13 protein-coding genes, 1 tRNA gene and 1 rRNA gene (1 of these 15 running past the window's edge) are annotated in these 19,978 nt (G+C 41.9%); all 15 read right to left on the bottom strand.

What is annotated here, in order from left to right:
• Positions 1-179 (bottom strand): 16S ribosomal RNA (locus AC3KZC_RS16075) (it extends 1,363 nt beyond the left edge of the window).
• A gap of 695 nt (positions 180-874) precedes the next feature.
• Positions 875-2,059 (bottom strand): elongation factor Tu, encoded by a 1,185-nt coding sequence (tuf, locus tag AC3KZC_RS16080; protein ID WP_518525902.1) that lies wholly within the window; start codon positions 2,057-2,059, stop codon positions 875-877.
• A gap of 54 nt (positions 2,060-2,113) precedes the next feature.
• On the bottom strand, positions 2,114-4,237 hold the full coding sequence (fusA, locus tag AC3KZC_RS16085) for an elongation factor G (RefSeq protein ID WP_490580385.1): 2,124 nt from the start codon (positions 4,235-4,237) through the stop codon (positions 2,114-2,116).
• A gap of 27 nt (positions 4,238-4,264) precedes the next feature.
• Positions 4,265-4,735 (bottom strand): 30S ribosomal protein S7, encoded by a 471-nt coding sequence (rpsG, locus tag AC3KZC_RS16090; RefSeq protein WP_009840795.1) that lies wholly within the window; start codon positions 4,733-4,735, stop codon positions 4,265-4,267.
• A 94-nt stretch (positions 4,736-4,829) separates the two neighbouring features.
• A complete protein-coding gene (rpsL, locus tag AC3KZC_RS16095) occupies positions 4,830-5,204 on the bottom strand; it encodes a 30S ribosomal protein S12 (RefSeq protein ID WP_490580384.1) in 375 nt (124 codons plus the stop codon).
• 170 nt (positions 5,205-5,374) lie between these two features.
• A complete protein-coding gene (rpoC, locus tag AC3KZC_RS16100; protein WP_490580383.1) occupies positions 5,375-9,556 on the bottom strand; it encodes a DNA-directed RNA polymerase subunit beta' in 4,182 nt (1,393 codons plus the stop codon).
• 92 nt (positions 9,557-9,648) lie between these two features.
• Positions 9,649-13,674 carry a DNA-directed RNA polymerase subunit beta gene (gene rpoB, locus AC3KZC_RS16105; protein WP_490580382.1) on the bottom strand — a complete coding sequence of 1,342 codons (4,026 nt, stop codon included), beginning with the start codon at positions 13,672-13,674 and terminating at the stop codon, positions 9,649-9,651.
• 262 nt (positions 13,675-13,936) lie between these two features.
• Positions 13,937-14,299 (bottom strand): 50S ribosomal protein L7/L12, encoded by a 363-nt coding sequence (rplL, locus tag AC3KZC_RS16110; RefSeq protein WP_009840791.1) that lies wholly within the window; start codon positions 14,297-14,299, stop codon positions 13,937-13,939.
• 85 nt (positions 14,300-14,384) lie between these two features.
• Entirely contained in the window at positions 14,385-14,879 is a 495-nt protein-coding gene (gene rplJ / locus AC3KZC_RS16115; protein WP_490580381.1) for a 50S ribosomal protein L10, read from the bottom strand.
• 316 nt (positions 14,880-15,195) lie between these two features.
• Positions 15,196-15,900: a 50S ribosomal protein L1 gene (gene rplA, locus AC3KZC_RS16120; RefSeq protein WP_490580380.1), complete on the bottom strand. Its 705-nt coding sequence runs from the start codon at positions 15,898-15,900 to the stop codon at positions 15,196-15,198.
• Positions 15,901-15,905: 5 nt separating this feature from the next.
• Positions 15,906-16,334: a 50S ribosomal protein L11 gene (gene rplK / locus AC3KZC_RS16125; protein ID WP_490580379.1), complete on the bottom strand. Its 429-nt coding sequence runs from the start codon at positions 16,332-16,334 to the stop codon at positions 15,906-15,908.
• A 159-nt stretch (positions 16,335-16,493) separates the two neighbouring features.
• Entirely contained in the window at positions 16,494-17,051 is a 558-nt protein-coding gene (nusG, locus tag AC3KZC_RS16130) for a transcription termination/antitermination protein NusG (RefSeq protein ID WP_490580378.1), read from the bottom strand.
• Positions 17,052-17,055: 4 nt separating this feature from the next.
• Complete coding sequence (gene secE / locus AC3KZC_RS16135) at positions 17,056-17,433, bottom strand: preprotein translocase subunit SecE (RefSeq protein ID WP_490580377.1); 378 nt, start codon at positions 17,431-17,433, stop codon at positions 17,056-17,058.
• A gap of 120 nt (positions 17,434-17,553) precedes the next feature.
• A tRNA-Trp gene (locus AC3KZC_RS16140) sits at positions 17,554-17,630 on the bottom strand.
• Between the two features lie 170 nt (positions 17,631-17,800).
• Entirely contained in the window at positions 17,801-19,888 is a 2,088-nt protein-coding gene (gene fusA / locus AC3KZC_RS16145; RefSeq protein ID WP_490580376.1) for an elongation factor G, read from the bottom strand.
• Positions 19,889-19,978: the final 90 nt, after the last annotated feature.

The following is a 19,978-nucleotide window of genomic DNA, read 5'->3' on the forward strand; positions in this document are numbered from 1 at the left end:
TGCGGTATTAGCAGTCGTTTCCAACTGTTGTCCCCCACCTAAAGGCATGTTCCCAAGCATTACTCACCCGTCCGCCGCTCGCCACCTCAGGAGTAAACTCCCTTGTGCTGCCGCTCGACTTGCATGTGTTAGGCCTGCCGCCAGCGTTCAATCTGAGCCATGATCAAACTCTTCAATTAAAAGTTTTTTTGAACCTTGCGGTTCAGCTCAATGAATTCTGATTTTTGTTTCCACAATTCTTAATAAAAAGAGAAAGTGAAATCAAATTGACTGTATAGTCACTCAGTTACATTTGAGACTCTAAATTTTTTGCTTTATTCAAAACCTAAGTTTCGAACTAAGCTGTTAGAACTCAACCTGTACGAGTGCCCACACAGATGATTGCTTAAATTGTTAAAGAACGTTGCAGCGCCAACTCTAGGAGCTTGCTGCGAAGTGGAGCGCCATAATAAACGTTTCACTTTTCAAGTCAACACTTAATTTTAAATTTCTTTCAAAACCAAACTAAGTTTTATTTAACTCTCTGATTCGACTCTTGCCTCGCTAAGCGTTGCTGTCTGCCGTCTCAGTGGGGTCGCATTATAGGGCGGCGAACTTTTTTGGCAAGCGTTTTTTTGAGAAAAATGTAAAAATAGACATTATTGATTAATATTCACACCAAGCGGGCAATAAACGAACAAAAATAACGATTTCTTTATAAACCATTACTTTTAAGTAACTTTACTCAGGGTAATTCATCATTGTTTTTACGCTATATTTAACAACCAACTTATAAAAAAGCACTTAAAATACTGATTATAGTCTTAAACCCCTATAAAAATAAAAAAGGCCGCTTGCGCGACCTTTTATCGTAATTCGTTAGTATTCTAACTTATTACTTGATGATTTGTGCTACTACACCAGCACCTACTGTACGGCCACCCTCACGGATTGCGAAACGTAAGCCTTCGTTCATCGCGATTGGGCAGATTAATTCTACTGTCATCTTGATGTTGTCGCCTGGCATTACCATCTCTACGCCTTCTGGTAACTCTACGTTACCTGTTACGTCTGTTGTACGGAAGTAGAACTGTGGACGGTAACCTTTGAAGAATGGAGTGTGACGACCACCTTCGTTTTTGCTTAATACGTATACTTCTGATACGAATGTTGTGTGTGGTGTGATTGAACCTGGTTTTGCTAATACTTGACCACGTTCTACGTCTTCACGTTTAGTACCACGTAATAATGCACCAATGTTCTCACCAGCACGACCTTCGTCAAGCAACTTACGGAACATTTCTACACCAGTACAAGTAGTAATTACTGTATCTTTGATACCGATGATTGCTACTTCGTTACCTACGTTTACGATACCCGCTTCTACACGACCTGTTACTACTGTACCACGGCCTTGGATTGAGAATACGTCTTCGATAGGCATGATGAATGGCTTATCAATTGCACGCTCTGGCTCTGGAATGTACGAATCTAAAGCTGCTGCCAACTCAAGAATTTTCTCTTCCCATGCAGCATCGCCTTCTAACGCTCTTAATGCTGAACCTTGGATTAGTGGTAAATCATCACCTGGGAAATCGTACTCAGACAATAACTCACGTACTTCCATCTCTACTAATTCTAGTAACTCTTCATCATCAACCATGTCACATTTGTTCATGAATACGATGATGTAAGGTACGCCTACTTGGCGAGATAAAAGGATGTGCTCACGTGTTTGTGGCATTGGGCCGTCTGTCGCCGCTACTACTAAAATAGCGCCGTCCATTTGTGCAGCACCAGTGATCATGTTTTTAACATAGTCAGCATGGCCTGGGCAATCTACGTGTGCGTAGTGACGTGACGGTGTATCATACTCAACGTGTGAAGTATTGATTGTGATACCGCGCTCGCGCTCTTCTGGAGCGTTATCGATTGACGCGAAATCTTTTGCTTGACCACCGTAATGCTTCGCTAATACGTTTGTGATTGCTGCAGTTAGAGTTGTTTTACCGTGGTCAACGTGGCCGATTGTACCTACGTTTACGTGCGGTTTTGTACGTTGAAACTTTTCTTTTGCCATTTTTAAAAATTCCTATAAAGAAATTAAAGTCCGATCCAAACAGATCGGACCGAACTAAAATTGCTTAACAGCGCGAGCTGTAATTATTGCATCTGCGACATTTTTGCCGGCTTCGCTATATTTCAAAAATTCCATAGCGTATGAAGCTCGACCTTGTGTTGCTGAGCGGAGATCAGTTGCATAACCAAACATTTCAGATAATGGCACAAGTGCATTGATTTGTCTCAATCCACCAGGCGCATTTTCCATACCTTCGATTAAACCACGGCGACGATTTAGATCACCGACAACATCACCCATGTTGTCTTCAGGTGTAATTACTTCAACTTGCATAATTGGTTCAAGTAATACAGGGTTTGCATCAAGCGCTCCCTTCCTAAAGCCCATAGAACCTGCGATTTTGAATGCCAATTCATTTGAATCTACGTCATGGAATGAACCATCAAATAGCGTCACTTTGACACCCAACAAAGGGAACCCGGCCAATACGCCATTGCGCATTTGCTCTTGAATACCTTTATCTACCGCCGGTATATATTCTTTTGGTATAACGCCACCTACGACTGCGTTAACAAATTCGTAGGTTGGGGCTTCATCATCTTCAATTGAAAGTGGTTCGATTTTTAGCCATACATGACCAAATTGACCTCTGCCACCAGATTGGCGAATGAACTTGCCTTCAACTTCTACCGTGCCGCGGATAGTCTCACGGTATGCAACCTGAGGTTTACCAACATTACACGAGACGCTAAACTCACGTTTCATTCTATCTACAATGATATCTAAATGAAGCTCACCCATACCAGAGATGATGGTCTGACCCGATTCTGGATCAGTGCTAACCTTAAACGATGGATCTTCTGCAGCTAGTTTTCCTAGTGCAATAGCCATTTTTTCTTGGTCTGCAATTGTTCTTGGCTCTACAGCGACCGATATTACTGGCTCAGGGAAATCCATGCGCTCTAATGTAATAATGGCATCTGGTGAGCAAAGAGTATCACCTGTGGTCACGTCTTTAAGACCGATAGCAGCCGCGATGTCACCAGCGCGAACTTCTTTGATTTCTTCACGTGCATTGGCATGCATTTGAACGATACGACCCAGACGTTCACGTTTACCCTTAATAGGGTTATAAACAGCATCGCCTTGATTTACTACGCCCGAATACACTCGGAAGAAAGTCAGCGTACCAACAAATGGATCTGTGGCAATTTTAAAAGCAAGTGCAGAAAATGGAGCATCGTCTTGAGCCGGTCGGATCGCTTCAGTAACGTCATCTTCAAGAACACCTTGAATTTCTTTTACTTCAGTCGGCGATGGCATATAGTCGATAACTGCATCTAAAACTGCTTGAACACCTTTATTTTTGAACGCAGAACCACAAGTCATTGGTACTATTTCGCCCGCAAGCGTACGCTTACGAATAGCTAACTTGATTTCTTCTTCGCTTAACTCTTCACCTTCAAGGTATTTATCCATCAGTTCTTCAGTCGCTTCGGCAGCACTTTCAACTAAATGAGAGCGCCACTCTTCAGCTAAGTCCTGAAGTTCTGTGGGAATATCTTCATAAGTGAAGGTCATACCCTGGTCCTCTGGGTTCCAGTTTATGGCCTTCATCTTAATAAGATCGACAACCCCTTTGAAGTCTTCCTCTGCACCAATTGCAATTTGAATTGGCACAGGGTTAGCCCCTAGGCGAGATTTTATCTGCTCAACAACCATGAAGAAGTCGGCACCTGCGCGGTCCATCTTGTTTACGAAGATCATTCGAGGAACTTCGTATTTATCAGCTTGACGCCAAACCGTTTCGGTTTGCGGCTGAACACCAGATGAAGCACACAAAACAACGACAGCACCATCAAGCACGCGCAATGAACGCTCTACTTCAATTGTAAAGTCTACGTGTCCTGGAGTATCAATAATATTAATGCGATGATCCGGATATTGACCGTCCATCCCTTTCCAGAAACACGTGGTTGCAGCAGAAGTGATCGTGATACCACGCTCTTGCTCCTGCTCCATCCAGTCCATTGTCGCCGTACCGTTATGTACTTCACCAATCTTATGAGAAAGACCGGTATAGAATAGTACACGTTCAGTGGTAGTTGTTTTACCCGCGTCAACGTGGGCGCAAATACCAATATTACGGTAACGCTCAATTGGAGTTATACGTGCCATAATACCCTCTTAAAGACTAAAGGCAGATTACCAACGGTAGTGAGCGAATGCTTTATTCGCTTCAGCCATACGGTGAACGTCTTCACGTTTCTTAACCGCAGTGCCTTTGTTGTCTGACGCATCAAGCATTTCTTGAGCAAGACGAAGACCCATAGATTTTTCACCACGCTTACGCGCAGCATCTACGATCCAACGCATGCCTAATGCATTGCGACGAACTGGACGAACTTCAACTGGTACTTGGTATGTAGAACCACCAACACGGCGAGATTTAACTTCTACCGTTGGGCGTACATTATCAAGAGCAGCTTCAAAGATTTCTAGGTGCGACTTGCCTGATTTCTCAGCAGCCACGTCTAGCGCACCATATACGATTTTTTCAGCAGTTGATTTCTTGCCGTCTAACATTAAAACGTTAACGAATTTAGCAAGAAGTTCTGATCCGAACTTAGGATCAGGAAGAATTTTACGTTGACCTATAACGCGTCTTCTAGGCATTTTGAATCTCCGGTTTCTTCAGGTTCGCTTTTTTGAGCGACTCCCAAAACAATTATTTACAACTTTAAGTGCTTGGCCTTACTAAGAGATATCATTATTTCTTAGGACGTTTAGCACCGTATTTCGAGCGAGCTTGGCGACGAGCACTTACGCCAGCACAGTCTAATGCGCCGCGGATAGTGTGGAAGCGTACACCTGGTAAGTCTTTAACACGACCACCACGGATTAAGATAACGCTATGCTCTTGAAGATTGTGGCCTTCACCGCCGATATATGATGTTACTTCGAAACCATTCGTTAAACGAACACGAGCTACTTTACGTAATGCTGAGTTTGGTTTCTTTGGTGTAGTTGTATATACACGAGTACATACTCCACGCTTTTGCGGACAAGCTTTTAGCGCGGCAGAGTTGCTTTTTACAACCTTACTGCGACGTGGCTTGCGCACTAGCTGGTTGATAGTTGCCATTAAATAGCTCCTAGTTAATTAAAATCTACTGAAAAAAAAATCCGCCCTAAGTTTCTTTAGCGAAATATAGGGTGGCGGAATTTTAATGAGCAAAGTTTAACCTGTCAACCATAACAACACATATAGCAGTATTTAACTGCTATATGTGACCTTAATGTTAATTAAGTATCTTAATTGTTACCTGACAGGTCTGCGTTTAATGCGTCAGTTAATGCTTGAGTTGCCTCTTCTGCACTAACTGTTTGCTCTTCAACATTTGAAGCATTATCACGCTGTTTACGACGTTTGATACGCTCTTGATGATACGCAAAGCCGGTACCGGCTGGGATCAAACGACCCACGATTACGTTCTCTTTCAAGCCACGTAGCTCATCGCTCTTACCATTTACAGCAGCGTCAGTCAGGACTCGAGTTGTTTCCTGGAATGATGCAGCAGAAATGAAAGATTCTGTTGCTAGTGATGCTTTAGTGATACCCATTAGCTGAATTTCAAATTTCGCTGGGATTTTTCCTTCGGCTTCTAAGTGACGATTTGCAATGTTTACACGTGCAACCTCAACTTGTTCACCCGCTAAGAACTCACTATGACCACCATCAATGATTAAACATTTACGTAACATCTGACGAATAATCGTTTCGATGTGTTTATCATTGATTTTTACACCTTGTAAGCGGTAAACATCTTGTACTTCATTAACAATGTAATTTGCAACATCGGTTACGCCACGAAGACGTAAGATGTCATGTGGTGACTCAGGACCATCGGCAATAACTTCACCTTTAGACACTTGCTCACCTTCAAACACATTAAGAGTACGCCATTTAGGGATCATCTCTTCGTATGCATCACCTTCAGCAGGTGTAATTACTAGACGCTTTTTACCTTTGGTTTCTTTACCAAAACTAATGGCACCTGTAATTTCCGCAAGAATAGCTGGCTCTTTTGGACGACGAGCTTCAAACAAGTCGGCTACGCGAGGTAGACCACCCGTGATATCACGTGTTTTTGAACCTTCTTGAGGAATACGAGCTAATACATAACCAGCACTAACCGTTGCACCATCTGTTACTTCAATTGTAGTAAACGATGGTAAACGAGTTTCTTGTAAGCCTGTTTCTTCACTTTCGATAATTAACTTTGGCTCTTTAGCATTTACTTTAGAGAGGTCTTTAACAACAACACGTGTTAGACCAGTTAATTCATCAGTTTGCGCTTCAGTATTTGAGTCATCAATGTCGCTGAACGTCACTTTAGATACACGCTCAACCACGATTGGGTGACTGTGCGGATCCCAAGTTGCTACAACATCGCTACCCGCAACTGATGCACCATCTTGTACTGATAACACGGCACCATAAGGTACTTTATAACGCTCTTTTTCACGACCGTGATCATCAATAATAGTGATCTCAGTAGAACGTGAAGTGATAACAATTTTGCCATCAGAGTTTAATACGTATTTCGCATTATGAAGCTTTAATGTACCTTGATTCTTAACTTGTACGCTGTTTTCTGCAGACGCTCGAGATGCCGCACCACCGATGTGGAATGTACGCATCGTAAGCTGTGTACCTGGCTCACCGATTGATTGAGCTGCGATAACACCGACTGATTCACCCGCGTTAATTAAGTGACCACGTGCAAGGTCACGACCGTAACACTTAGCACATACACCAAAGTCGTTATCACATGTGATAACTGAACGTACACGTACTTCGTCAACTGAATTATCTTCTAACAGATCACACAGTTTTTCGTTAAGCATCACGTTACGCTCAACAAGTACTTCATTAGTACCTGGTTTTAAAATGTCTTCTGCAACTACACGACCTAATACACGCTCGCGTAATGGTTCAACAACATCACCACCTTCAATAAGTGGTTTCATTGTTAAGCCATCTTCAGTGCCACAATCGTCTTCGTTGATTACTAAATCTTGTGCAACGTCTACTAAACGACGAGTTAGGTAACCCGAGTTAGCTGTTTTAAGTGCTGTATCGGCAAGACCTTTACGCGCACCATGCGTTGAGATGAAGTACTGAAGTACGCTTAGACCTTCACGGAAGTTAGCTGTGATTGGTGTCTCGATGATTGAACCATCTGGACGCGCCATTAGACCACGCATACCAGCTAGCTGACGGATCTGAGCCGCACTACCACGTGCGCCTGAGTCAGCCATCATGAATACTGAGTTAAATGAATCTTGTAACTCTTCTTCGCCTTTAGCATTGATCACTGTATCTTTCGATAAGTTTTCCATCATCGCACGTGATAAATTTTCGTTTACACGTGACCAGATATCGATGACTTTATTGTATTTTTCACCAGCCGTAACAAGACCTGATTGGAATTGTTGGTTAATTTCAGATACTTCATCTTCTGCTGCTTTGATGATCTCAGCTTTCACTGGCGGGATAACCAAATCGTTAATACCGATTGATACACCTGACTTCATCGCATAATGGAAACCTGTGTACATCACTTGGTCAGCAAAGATAACTGTATCTTTAAGACCTAAACGACGATAACACTCATTTAATAAGCCAGAAATTTGCTTTTTACCCATGGCGCGGTTGATTAACTCAAACGGCATACCTTTTGGTAAAATCAACGATAAAATTGCACGGCCGACAGTCGTATCATAAATAGAGATACGGTCTTCAACATTACCATCTACATCTTTAATCGTTTCTGTAATACGGACTTTTACTTTTGCATGTAAAGCAGCATTATTTGTTCTGTATGCTTTTTCAGCTTCTTTAGGATCTTTAAATACTGTGCCTTCGCCTAAACCGTTTACACAGTCGCGAGTCATGTAATATAGACCTAAAACAACGTCTTGTGACGGAACAATAATCGGCTCACCATTTGCAGGTGATAGGATGTTATTGGTCGACATCATAAGAGCGCGAGCTTCAAGCTGTGCTTCTAACGTTAACGGTACGTGTACCGCCATTTGGTCACCGTCGAAGTCGGCATTATATGCCGCACATACTAATGGATGAAGGTGAATTGCTTTACCTTCGATTAGTACTGGTTCGAACGCTTGGATACCCAAACGGTGAAGTGTTGGAGCACGGTTAAGAAGTACTGGATGTTCACGGATAACTTCATCTAAGATATCCCACACTTCAGGTACTTCACGCTCAACCATTTTTTTAGCAGCTTTAATTGTCGTAGCCATGCCACGTAATTCTAACTTGCCATAGATAAATGGTTTAAATAACTCAAGTGCCATCTTCTTAGGAAGACCACACTGATGCAATTTAAGTGTTGGACCTACAGTGATTACCGAACGACCAGAATAATCTACACGCTTACCAAGTAAGTTCTGACGGAAACGACCTTGCTTACCTTTAATCATATCGGCAAGTGATTTTAATGGACGTTTGTTTGAACCTGTAATCGCGCGACCACGACGACCATTATCAAGAAGAGCATCAACCGCTTCTTGTAACATACGCTTTTCGTTACGTACAATAATGTCTGGTGCCGCTAAATCTAATAAACGCTTAAGACGGTTATTACGGTTAATTACACGACGGTAAAGATCATTTAGATCTGAAGTCGCGAAACGGCCGCCGTCTAATGGCACTAATGGACGTAAATCAGGTGGTAGTACCGGAAGTACAGTCATGATCATCCACTCAGGGTTATTACCTGATTGGTGGAAAGATTCCATTAATTTTAAACGCTTAGTGATCTTCTTACGTTTGGTTTCAGAGTTAATTGTTGGTAACTCTTCACGCATTTCAGCAATAAGTTGTGCTAAATCTAAGTCTGCAAGCAAATCTAAAACTGCTTCAGCACCCATTTTGGCTTCAAACTCGTCACCGTGCTCTTCAAGCGCATCTAGATATTCTTCTTCATTAAGAAGTTGACCACGCTCTAATGTTGTCATACCTGGCTCGGTCACAACAAAAGATTCGAAATAAAGCACACGTTCGATATCACGTAACGTCATATCAAGCATTAAACCAATACGAGACGGTAATGATTTAAGGAACCAAATATGCGCAACTGGGCTAGCCAATTCGATATGACCCATACGGTCACGACGCACTTTAGTCAGCGTAACTTCAACACCACACTTTTCACAAATCACACCACGGTGTTTAAGGCGTTTGTATTTGCCACATAAACACTCGTAATCTTTTACTGGGCCGAAAATACGGGCACAGAATAAGCCGTCACGCTCAGGCTTGAATGTACGGTAGTTGATTGTCTCAGGTTTCTTTACTTCACCGTATGACCATGAACGAACCATATCTGGCGAAGCAAGACCAATTCGAATCGCATCGAACTCTTCGGTCTTATTTTGCTGCTTCAGAAACTTAAGTAAGTCTTTCACCTTAGCTCTCCTGTCGGAGTTTAATCTTGGGGGCGAATTCGCCCCCCCATTCATTTAGTCCGCTAATTATGCAAAGTGCACACTAGTTCGACTTATATCTCTTCCAACTCGATGTTGATACCAAGTGAACGGATTTCTTTCAACAATACGTTGAATGATTCCGGCATACCTGGTTCCATCTGATGGTTACCGTCGACGATGTTTTTATACATCTTAGTACGACCGTTCACGTCATCAGACTTAACAGTTAGCATTTCTTGTAATGTGTAGGCTGCACCGTATGCTTCTAGGGCCCATACCTCCATCTCACCAAAACGTTGACCACCGAACTGAGCTTTACCACCCAACGGCTGTTGAGTTACTAAGCTGTAAGAACCAGTAGAACGCGCATGCATCTTGTCATCAACTAAGTGGTTAAGTTTTAACATGTACATGTAACCTACGGTTACTTGACGTTCAAACTTATCACCAGTACGGCCGTCGTATAACGTAACCTGACCACTGGTAGGGTAACCACCTAACTCAAGCATTTCTTTGATTTCGCTTTCTTTCGCGCCATCGAATGCAGGAGTAGCAATTGGAAGACCACCACGTAAATGGTGTGCTAAACGACGTACTTCATCATCACTGAACGTTGAGATATCAACTTTTTGACGACAATCACCTAAAGAGTATGCTTTTTGAATGAAGTCACGTAATTCGTGTAATTCACGCTGCTCTTTGATCATCTCTTCAATACGCTCACCGATACCACGTGCAGCAAGACCCATATGTGTTTCAAGGATCTGACCGATGTTCATACGTGATGGTACACCTAGTGGGTTAAGAACGATGTCTACCGTACGACCTTTGTCATCATATGGCATATCTTCTACTGGCACGATTGTCGAGATAACACCTTTGTTACCATGACGACCCGCCATTTTATCACCAGGTTGAATACGACGTTTAACGGCTAAATAAACTTTAACGATTTTTAATACACCAGGTGCTAAATCATCACCTTGGGTAATTTTACGACGTTTAACTTCAAACTTTTTATCGTATTCAGCTTTAAGTTCATCGTATTGCGCTGCAAGTTGCTCAAGTTCAGCTTGTTTTTCTTCATCGGCTAAGCTTTGCGTTAATACTTTTTCTGAAGATAAACCTAATAATTTTTCTTCATCAAAGCCTGCACCAACTAATAGCTGGCGAGCACGTGCAACTACACCCGCTTCTAGGATACGGAATTCTTCATTGAAGTCTTTTTTCGCTTCACGAAGTTGCATATCTTCGATTTCAAGTGCACGTTTGTCTTTTTCTACACCATCACGAGTAAAGACTTGAACATCGATAACCGTACCGGTTACAGAGTTTGGCACACGAAGTGAACTGTCTTTAACGTCTGATGCTTTTTCACCGAAAATAGCACGAAGTAATTTCTCTTCTGGCGTAAGCTGTGTTTCACCTTTAGGTGTCACTTTACCTACTAATATATCGCCGCCTTTTACTTCAGCACCGATATAAACAACACCAGATTCGTCCAACTTACCTAACGCAGATTCACCTACGTTTGGAATATCAGCTGTGATTTCTTCTGAACCTAATTTAGTGTCACGAGCAATACACTGAAGCTCTTGAATATGGATCGTTGTTAAACGATCTTCTTGAACAACACGCTCAGATAACAAGATAGAATCTTCGAAGTTATAACCATTCCATGGCATGAATGCCACGCGTAAATTTTGGCCTAACGCAAGATCACCTAAATCAGTTGATGGACCATCAGCTAATACATCGCCACGAGTAATCGGTTCACCTACCATGACGGTTGGTTTTTGATTAATACAGGTGTTTTGGTTAGAACGGGTGTATTTTGTTAAGTTATAAATGTCGATACCGGCTTCACCAGCAACACGCTCATTTTCATTAACGTTAACAACGATACGACTCGCATCCGCGTAAGTCACTTGACCACCACGTTTTGCAACAATCGTTACACCTGAATCTTTAGCTAAAGTCATTTCAATACCAGTACCTACTAACGGCTTATCAGCACGTAATGTTGGTACAGCTTGACGTTGCATGTTTGAACCCATTAATGCACGGTTAGCATCATCGTGTTCAAGGAATGGAATAAGTGCCGCCGCAACAGAAATTACCTGCTGTGGAGAAACGTCCATATATTGCATATCAGCTTTGCCCATAAAGGTAGATTCACCTTTAAAACGGCATGGGATCAATTCTTCTAAGAATTCATTTTGTTCATTTAAGTTTGCATTCGCCTGAGCGATTACAAAGCGACCTTCTTCGATTGCTGATAGATAATCAACATCGTCAGTCACTACACCATCAACAACTTTACGATATGGTGTCTCAAGGAAACCAAATTCGTTAGTACGTGCATAACACGATAAAGAGTTGATAAGACCGATGTTTGGCCCCTCAGGTGTTTCAATTGGACATACGCGACCATAGTGAGTTACGTGAACGTCACGTACTTCGAAGCCTGCACGCTCACGCGTTAAACCGCCCGGTCCTAATGCAGAAATACGACGCTTGTGCGTCACTTCTGATAACGGGTTGTTTTGGTCCATGAACTGAGATAACTGTGAAGAACCAAAGAATTCTTTTACAGCAGCAGAAATAGGTTTAGCATTGATTAAATCTTGTGGCATGATTGCATCAAGATCACCTAAGCTTAAACGCTCACGTACAGCACGTTCAACACGAACTAAGCCTACACGGAATTGGTTCTCAGCCATTTCACCAACAGAACGAATACGACGATTACCTAAGTGATCGATATCATCCACATCACCTTTACCGTTACGAATGTCGATTAACACTTTCATAACTGCAACGATGTCTTCTTTACTTAGTGTGCCGTCACCCGTACCTTCAGGGTTATCAACACGGCTATTAAACTTCATACGACCTACAGTCGATAAGTCATAACGCTCTTCAGTAAAGAATAAGTTTTGGAATAACGCTTCTGCAGCATCACGCGTTGGTGGCTCACCTGGGCGCATCATACGGTATACTTCAACTAACGCTTCTAAACGATTCGTTGTTGAGTCGATACGTAATGTATCAGACATGTATGCACCGCTATCTACGTCATTAATATAAAGCGTATCAATACGAGTGAATCCAGCTTTAACAAGCTCAGCCATTAACTCTAACGTTAATTCACCATTTGCTTCAGCTACAACTTCACCGCTATCTTCGCTAATATAATTGCGCGCAACAACACGACCAATAATATATTCGTGAGGCACTTCCAAGCTATTAACTTGCTGCTTCTCTAGCTGTTTAATATGGCGCGCAGTAATACGGCGACCCTTTTCAACAACTACTTCGCCCTCGTTGTCTTTGATTTCGAATTGTGCAACTTCACCACGTAAACGTGACGGCACTAATTCCATCATGACTTTACCATTAGCGATTTCAAATGCGGTTGTTTCAAAGAAGATTTTTAAAATTTCTTCATTTGAAAAATCTAACGCACGTAAAATGATACTCGCTGGTAATTTACGACGACGGTCAATACGTACGTATAAATTATCTTTCGCATCAAACTCAAAATCTAACCATGAACCACGGTAAGGAATAACGCGTGCATTATATAGCACCTTCCCAGATGAGTGAGTTTTACCGCGGTCGTTATCAAAGAATACACCAGGGCTACGGTGTAGCTGAGAAACGATTACACGCTCAGTACCATTGATTACAAAAGTACCGGTATCTGTCATGAGCGGAATTTCGCCCATGTAGACTTCTTGCTCTTTAATGTCTTTAACTGTGCCTGGTGCTTCTTTATCCATTAATACTAAGCGTAATTTAACGCGTAGTGGTGCTGAATAAGTGACACCGCGAATTTGACATTCCTTTACATCGAATACTGGCTCGCCAATACGATAGCTAACGTATTGCAGCTCAGAATTACCCGAGTAACTTTTAATAGGAAAAACGGAACGGAAAGCAGCTTCCAAGCCGTGATTGCCTTCAGCGTCCGGACTCAAGAATTTCTTGAACGATTCCAACTGTGTCGACAGTAGAAAAGGTATATCTAACACCTGTGGGCGTTTACCAAAATCCTTACGGATACGTTTCTTTTCAGAATAAGAGTAAGCCATGGGGTTCCTCAGCTTGCTGATCTTTGACCCTACCTGCTCCGTATTAGAGCAGACTAACTGGCAACTATGCCAAGAATTTGTACAACATTGTGAACTACAAAACACAAGAATATTTTATTAACTACACATAAAATATTTACTTTTATTCAGTAGTTTTTCTGCGCTATAGAATACAACACTCTACAGCGCAAAAAGGCCGGTGATTAAATAATCACCAGCCCTTACCTGAAAAAATCAGGCAGGTAACCTAGCAAATGCTAGATTACTTGATCTCAACTTTAGCACCAGCTTCTTCAAGCTCTTTCTTAAGTGCTTCAGCGTCAGCTTTAGAAACGCCTTCTTTAATTGGAGTTGGAGCAGCTTCAACTAAAGCTTTAGCTTCTTTAAGGCCTAAGCCTGTAGCAGCACGAACAGCTTTGATAGCACCAACTTTGTTAGCGCCAGCTTCAGCTAGGATAACGTCAAATTCAGTTTTCTCTTCAACAGCTTCAGCTGCAGCAGCAACAACAACACCAGCTGCTGCAGTAACACCGAATTTTTCTTCCATTGCTTGAACTAGTTCAACAACTTCCATTACAGACATAGCTGCAATCGCGTCAAGGATTTGGTCTTTAGTTACAGACATTTCAAATTTCCTAATTTATATGAATCTTATTTAAATAAGACTCTAAAAAATATATTACACCAATAAAAAACAATTGCTTATAAAATTAAGCAGCTTGCTCTTCTTTTTGTACACGTACTGCTTCAATTGTTTTACACAATTTGCCAGCAGACGCTTCTTTCATAGCGCTCATTAAGCGTGCAACTGCTTCGTCGTAAGTAGGTAGCTTAGCAAGCATCTCTACGTTAACAACTTGGCCATCAAAAGCGGCAACTTTAAGCTCAAATAATTTGTTTTTCTTTGCGAATTCAGAAAAAATACGCGCTGCAGCACCTGGGTGCTCAGAAGAAAATGCAATTAAGCTTGGACCAACTAATGACTCACTTAAACACTCAAAAGGAGTTCCTTCAACCGCACGCTTAGCAAGAGTGTTACGAACAACTCTCATCCAAACGCCAGCTTCACGAGCTTCTTTACGAAGTGCAGTGATTGCGCCAACAGTTACACCACGAGAATCTGCAACAACTGCAGATAGAGCACCTTTGGCAGCTTCTTGAACTTCAGCAACAATTGCTTTTTTGTCTTGAAGATTAATGGCCATGGGTGTTACTCCTGGTTCAAATTAGGGGTTACCCCCTGTTTACTCTACTTCAACTGAAAAAGTTGAAGATGCTTTTTACGGCGAGAGCCAGAAGATTAGGAAAAATCTATCTGGGGATTCACACCGTCTACGTAGGAAATTAAGTTTTCAATTAATTGAAAGCTCCTACGGTCTTGGACGGAAATCCAATTTATCGCATCAGCCAAAAGACCTATCGAAATTATGGATTTCAACCCGAATTTTTTATTTATTGAAGGTTCAAGTTCAACAAAAATGGTGCGAAATTATAGATTAATTTTTGCACCATGTAAACACTTTAAGCTACGTTTGCAGTTAAAGTTGCTTGATCAACAGCAACACCAGCGCCCATAGTCGTAGAAATGGTTACTTTCTTGATGAAAACACCTTTTGCTTGAGAAGGCTTTGCTTTCTTAAGCGCTACGAGTAATGCTTCAAGATTTTCTTGAATTTGGTTTGCTTCGAACGTCACTTTACCCAATGTAGTGTGGATAATGCCGTTCTTGTCATTACGGTAACGTACTTGACCTGCTTTCGCATTTTTAACTGCTTCAGCAACGTTAGGTGTTACAGTACCAGTTTTTGGATTTGGCATTAAACCACGTGGGCCTAAGATTTGACCTAGTTGACCAACAACACGCATAGCGTCTGGTGATGCAATTACTACGTCAAAGTTCATCTCGCCTTTTTTAACTAAATCAGCAAGATCTTCCATACCAACTAATTCTGCACCAGCAGCTTTAGCAGCTTCAGCGTTTGCACCTTGAGTGAAAACAGCTACGCGTACGTCACGACCTGTACCGTGTGGTAATACTGTAGCACCACGAACGTTTTGGTCTGATTTACGAGCATCGATACCAAGGTTAACAGCAACGTCAACACTTTCTACGAATTTAGCAGTTGCTAATTCTTTTAATAACGCTACAGCGTCATTAATTTCATATTCTTTAGTGCTATCAACTTTGTCACGGATAACACGCATACGTTTAGTAAGTTTAGCCATCTCTATTAACCCTCTACCACTAAGCCGATTGAACGCGCAGAACCTGCGATTGTACGAACACCCGCTTCAAGATCAGCAGCTGTTAAATCAGCTTGCTTAGCTTTAACGATGTCTTCAAGTTGAGCACGAGTTACTGTACCAACTTTAACTGTGTTTGCACGAGCAGAACCAGACTTGATACCAGCAGCCTTCTTAAGAAGGTAAGTTGCTGGAGGAGTTTTCATTTCGAAAGTGAATGAACGGTCGCCGTAAACAGAAATAACTACAGGAACTGGTGCACCTTTTTCCATAGACTCTGTACGTGCGTTAAACGCTTTACAGAATTCCATGATGTTAACACCACGTTGACCTAGAGCTGGACCTACTGGTGGGCTTGGGTTAGCCATACCAGCTGCTACTTGTAGCTTGATTAGAGCTTCAACTTTTTTAGCCATGATAAATACCTCATTAAGTGGGTCTTAGCCTTGTGCGCGCGAGGACGCGTACTCTAACGGCTTCCCATGTTTAAAATACAATTTACATTCAGTTGAACGTAAAAAGGCCGCTGATTATAAGTTAACCAGCGGCCTTTTTCAACTCTTTACAACGGAAAATTATTTTTCAGCTTCAACTTGGCCGAATTCTAATTCTACAGGTGTCGAGCGACCAAAAATAAGTACCGATACTTTTACGCGGCTTTTCTCATAATCCACTTCTTCAACAACACCTGTGAAGTCTACAAACGGACCATCAGTAACACGAACAACTTCGCCCGGCTCAAATAAGGTTGCTGGTTTTGGAGAATCAGCATTTTCTTGTAAGCGATTAAGAATACGATCCGCTTCTTTTGAGCTAATAGGTGCGGGGCGTTCTTTAGTACCACCAATAAACCCCATTACACGAGGAATGCTGTTCACTAAATGCCAGCTCGCGTCATTCATGTCCATTTGAACTAAAACATAACCTGGGAAGAATTTACGCTCTGATTTACGCTTTTGACCCGCGCGCATCTCAACAACTTCTTCAGTTGGCACTAAGATTTCACCAAAGAAATGCTCTAGGTTTTGAATTCTTATATGTTCAATAATGGTTTGCTGTACTCGCTTTTCAAAACCAGAAAATGCTTGAATTACATACCAGCGTAATTTTACTTCTTTATTCTCATCCGTCATGGGATTAGATCTCCAAGCCAGTTAAAAAGCCAACAATACGGAACAGTGCGCCATCTAATCCCCACAGGATTAATGCCATTACCACAGTTGCAATCATTACTATAAATGTTGTGTGCATGGTTTCTTGACGAGTTGGCCAAACAACCTTGCGGACTTCAATGCGAGCTTCTTTAGCAAAAGCAATAAAAGTGCGACCTTTTTCGGTTTGAGCTGCGGTAGCAAGTGCTACGCCAATGGCAGCTACTATTCCTACTGCACGTATCAATACAGATAACTCTTCAAACACAAAATTACCAACTACTGCTCCGCTTAATAATGCAAAGGTAACCAGCCATTTTAACGCATCCATCGAACTTGATGGTGTTTCAACATTGGTGCTCATAATTTTTTCACCTTAACTACAGACACAACAACCCCGTCTGTGACAGGGTTAATCCTTTCAATCTAAACTTAAGAACATGCTAACCGATAACACACTGTTAGCTTTAGACTGGTCTAAAATTGGCAGGGGCGGAGAGATTCGAACTCCCAACCGTCGGTTTTGGAGACCGCTGTTCTACCAATTGGAACTACGCCCCTGCAAAGTGGTTGTCATTATACTGACCATGACAACGAAAACAAGAGTAAATGCGGTTCAATCCACTATTTCTAGCCAAAGATAAGAATATAACTGAGGCAAAATCTGTTTTCTAAAAAACAAAAACCCAGAGCATGCTCTGGGTTTTTTACAACATTTAAGCTAAGTAAACTTAAGCTTTAGCTGCTTTAAGTGCTTTAACGTCAGCAATAACTTTCTCAGCAACGTTCGCAGGACATGGTAAGTAATGCGAGAATTCCATTGAGAACTGGCCACGGCCAGAAGTCATTGTACGTAAAGTACCGATGTAACCAAACATTTCTGATAATGGTACGTCAGCTTTGATACGGATACCTGTAGGTCCTGGCTCTTGATCTTTGATCATGCCACGACGACGGTTAAGGTCACCGATTACATCACCTACGTGATCTTCAGGTGTGAACACATCCACTTTCATGATTGGTTCAATTAACTGAGGAGCCGCTTTAGGGATTGATTGACGGAATGCGCCTTTAGCTGCGATTTCGAATGCGATTGCAGACGAGTCAACTGCGTGGAATCCACCGTCTGTTAGTTCAACTTCAACGTCAAGTACTGGGAAGCCGGCAAGTACACCAGTGCTCATCATTAACTTGAAGCCTTTCTCAACTGCTGGGAAGTATTCTTTCGGAACGTTACCACCAACAACAGAAGATTTGAATACATAACCCGTGCCAGGTGCGCCTGGACGAATGAAGTAATCAATCTTACCGAATTGACCTGAACCACCAGATTGTTTCTTATGCGTGTAGCTATCTTCGATTTCACGAGTGATAGTTTCACGGTAAGCAACTTGTGGCTGACCAACAATTAGCTCTACGCCATAAGTACGCTTAAGGATATCTACTTTGATATCTAAGTGTAACTCACCCATACCTTTAAGGATTGTTTCGCCTGAATCTTCATCAGTTTCAACACGGAAAGATGGATCTTCTGCAATCATTTTACCAATTGCGATACCCATTTTTTCTGAACCGTTTTTATCTTTCGGCTTAACAGCGATTGAAATTACAGGATCTGGGAAAACCATCGCCTCTAATGTACATTCGTGTTTCGGATCACATAATGTGTGACCTGTCTGAACGTTTTTCATGCCAACGATTGCAATGATATCACCCGCTTGCGCGCTTTCAATTTCATTACGGTCGTTCGCTTGCATTTCAACCATGCGGCCGATACGCTCAGTTTTACCTGTAGCAGAGTTAAGTACTGTATCGCCTTTGTTTAATTTACCAGCATAGATACGTACGAATGTTAATGCACCAAAACGGTCATCCATGATTTTGAATGCTAACGCTTTTAATGGAGCATTCGCATCTACGATAGCAAACTCACCTGTTGGCGCGCCTTCAGCATCAGTTAACGGTTGTGGCTCAACTTCTGTAGGGCTTGGTAAATAATCAACAACAGCATCAAGTAATATTTGCATGCCCTTGTTTTTAAATGCTGAACCACAGTAAGTTGGGAAGAATGCTAACTTACGAGTACCTGTACGGATACAACGCTTAAGGTCGTCAATCGAAGGTTCTTCACCTTCCATATATGCTTCTAATAAGTCGTCATCTTGCTCAACAGCAGTTTCAACTAGCATTTCACGATATTCTTCTACTAAGTCAACCATGTCCGCAGGAACATCTTCAACTTTGTAGTTTTCTGGAAGACCTGAGTCATCCCAAACGTATGCTTTACGTGTTAATAAATCTACAACACCTGTAAATTGATCTTCAATACCAATTGGTAATGTCATCACAAGTGCGTTAGCTGCAAGTACTTTCTTAACTTGACCAACTACGCGTAAAAAATCAGCACCCATACGGTCTAATTTATTTACGAAAATGATACGTGCTACTTCAGATTCATTCGCATAACGCCAGTTAGTTTCTGATTGAGGCTCTACACCGCCCGAACCACAGAATACACCGATACCACCGTCAAGTACTTTTAATGAACGGTAAACTTCAACTGTGAAGTCAACGTGTCCAGGTGTATCGATAACGTTAAAACGGTGATTATTCCAGAAGCAACTTACAGCAGCAGACTGAATTGTAATACCACGCTCAGCTTCCTGTACCATGAAGTCAGTTGTTGACTCACCGTCATGTACTTCACCGATCTTATGAATCATACCAGTAAGCTTCAAAATTCGTTCTGTCGTCGTTGTTTTACCAGCGTCAACGTGAGCGAAGATACCAATATTTCTATATTTTGATAAATCTGCCATTGTTTTACTCTATAAAAAAAATATATTCTGTGCCAGTATATCACACTGACGTTGAACATCATCAGATGTTTGTCGCAAAAAACAGCGGCA

The sequence above is a fragment of the Pseudoalteromonas sp. J2K-J031 genome, from assembly GCF_058197095.2.

What these genes read in the sequence shown, in the direction of transcription:
- tuf (WP_518525902.1), bottom strand. Translation starts at nt 2,059, where the DNA reads ATGGCAAAAGAAAAGTTTCAACGTACAAAACCGCACGTAAACGTAGGT.
- rpsL (WP_490580384.1), bottom strand. Translation starts at nt 5,204, where the DNA reads ATGGCAACTATCAACCAGCTAGTGCGCAAGCCACGTCGCAGTAAGGTT.
- rpoB (WP_490580382.1), bottom strand. Translation starts at nt 13,674, where the DNA reads ATGGCTTACTCTTATTCTGAAAAGAAACGTATCCGTAAGGATTTTGGT.
- nusG (WP_490580378.1), bottom strand. Translation starts at nt 17,051, where the DNA reads ATGACGGATGAGAATAAAGAAGTAAAATTACGCTGGTATGTAATTCAA.
- rplA (WP_490580380.1), bottom strand. Translation starts at nt 15,900, where the DNA reads ATGGCTAAACTTACTAAACGTATGCGTGTTATCCGTGACAAAGTTGAT.
- secE (WP_490580377.1), bottom strand. Translation starts at nt 17,433, where the DNA reads ATGAGCACCAATGTTGAAACACCATCAAGTTCGATGGATGCGTTAAAA.
- rpsG (WP_009840795.1), bottom strand. Translation starts at nt 4,735, where the DNA reads ATGCCTAGAAGACGCGTTATAGGTCAACGTAAAATTCTTCCTGATCCT.
- rplJ (WP_490580381.1), bottom strand. Translation starts at nt 14,879, where the DNA reads ATGGCCATTAATCTTCAAGACAAAAAAGCAATTGTTGCTGAAGTTCAA.
- fusA (WP_490580376.1), bottom strand. Translation starts at nt 19,888, where the DNA reads ATGGCAGATTTATCAAAATATAGAAATATTGGTATCTTCGCTCACGTT.
- rplK (WP_490580379.1), bottom strand. Translation starts at nt 16,334, where the DNA reads ATGGCTAAAAAAGTTGAAGCTCTAATCAAGCTACAAGTAGCAGCTGGT.
- fusA (WP_490580385.1), bottom strand. Translation starts at nt 4,237, where the DNA reads ATGGCACGTATAACTCCAATTGAGCGTTACCGTAATATTGGTATTTGC.
- rplL (WP_009840791.1), bottom strand. Translation starts at nt 14,299, where the DNA reads ATGTCTGTAACTAAAGACCAAATCCTTGACGCGATTGCAGCTATGTCT.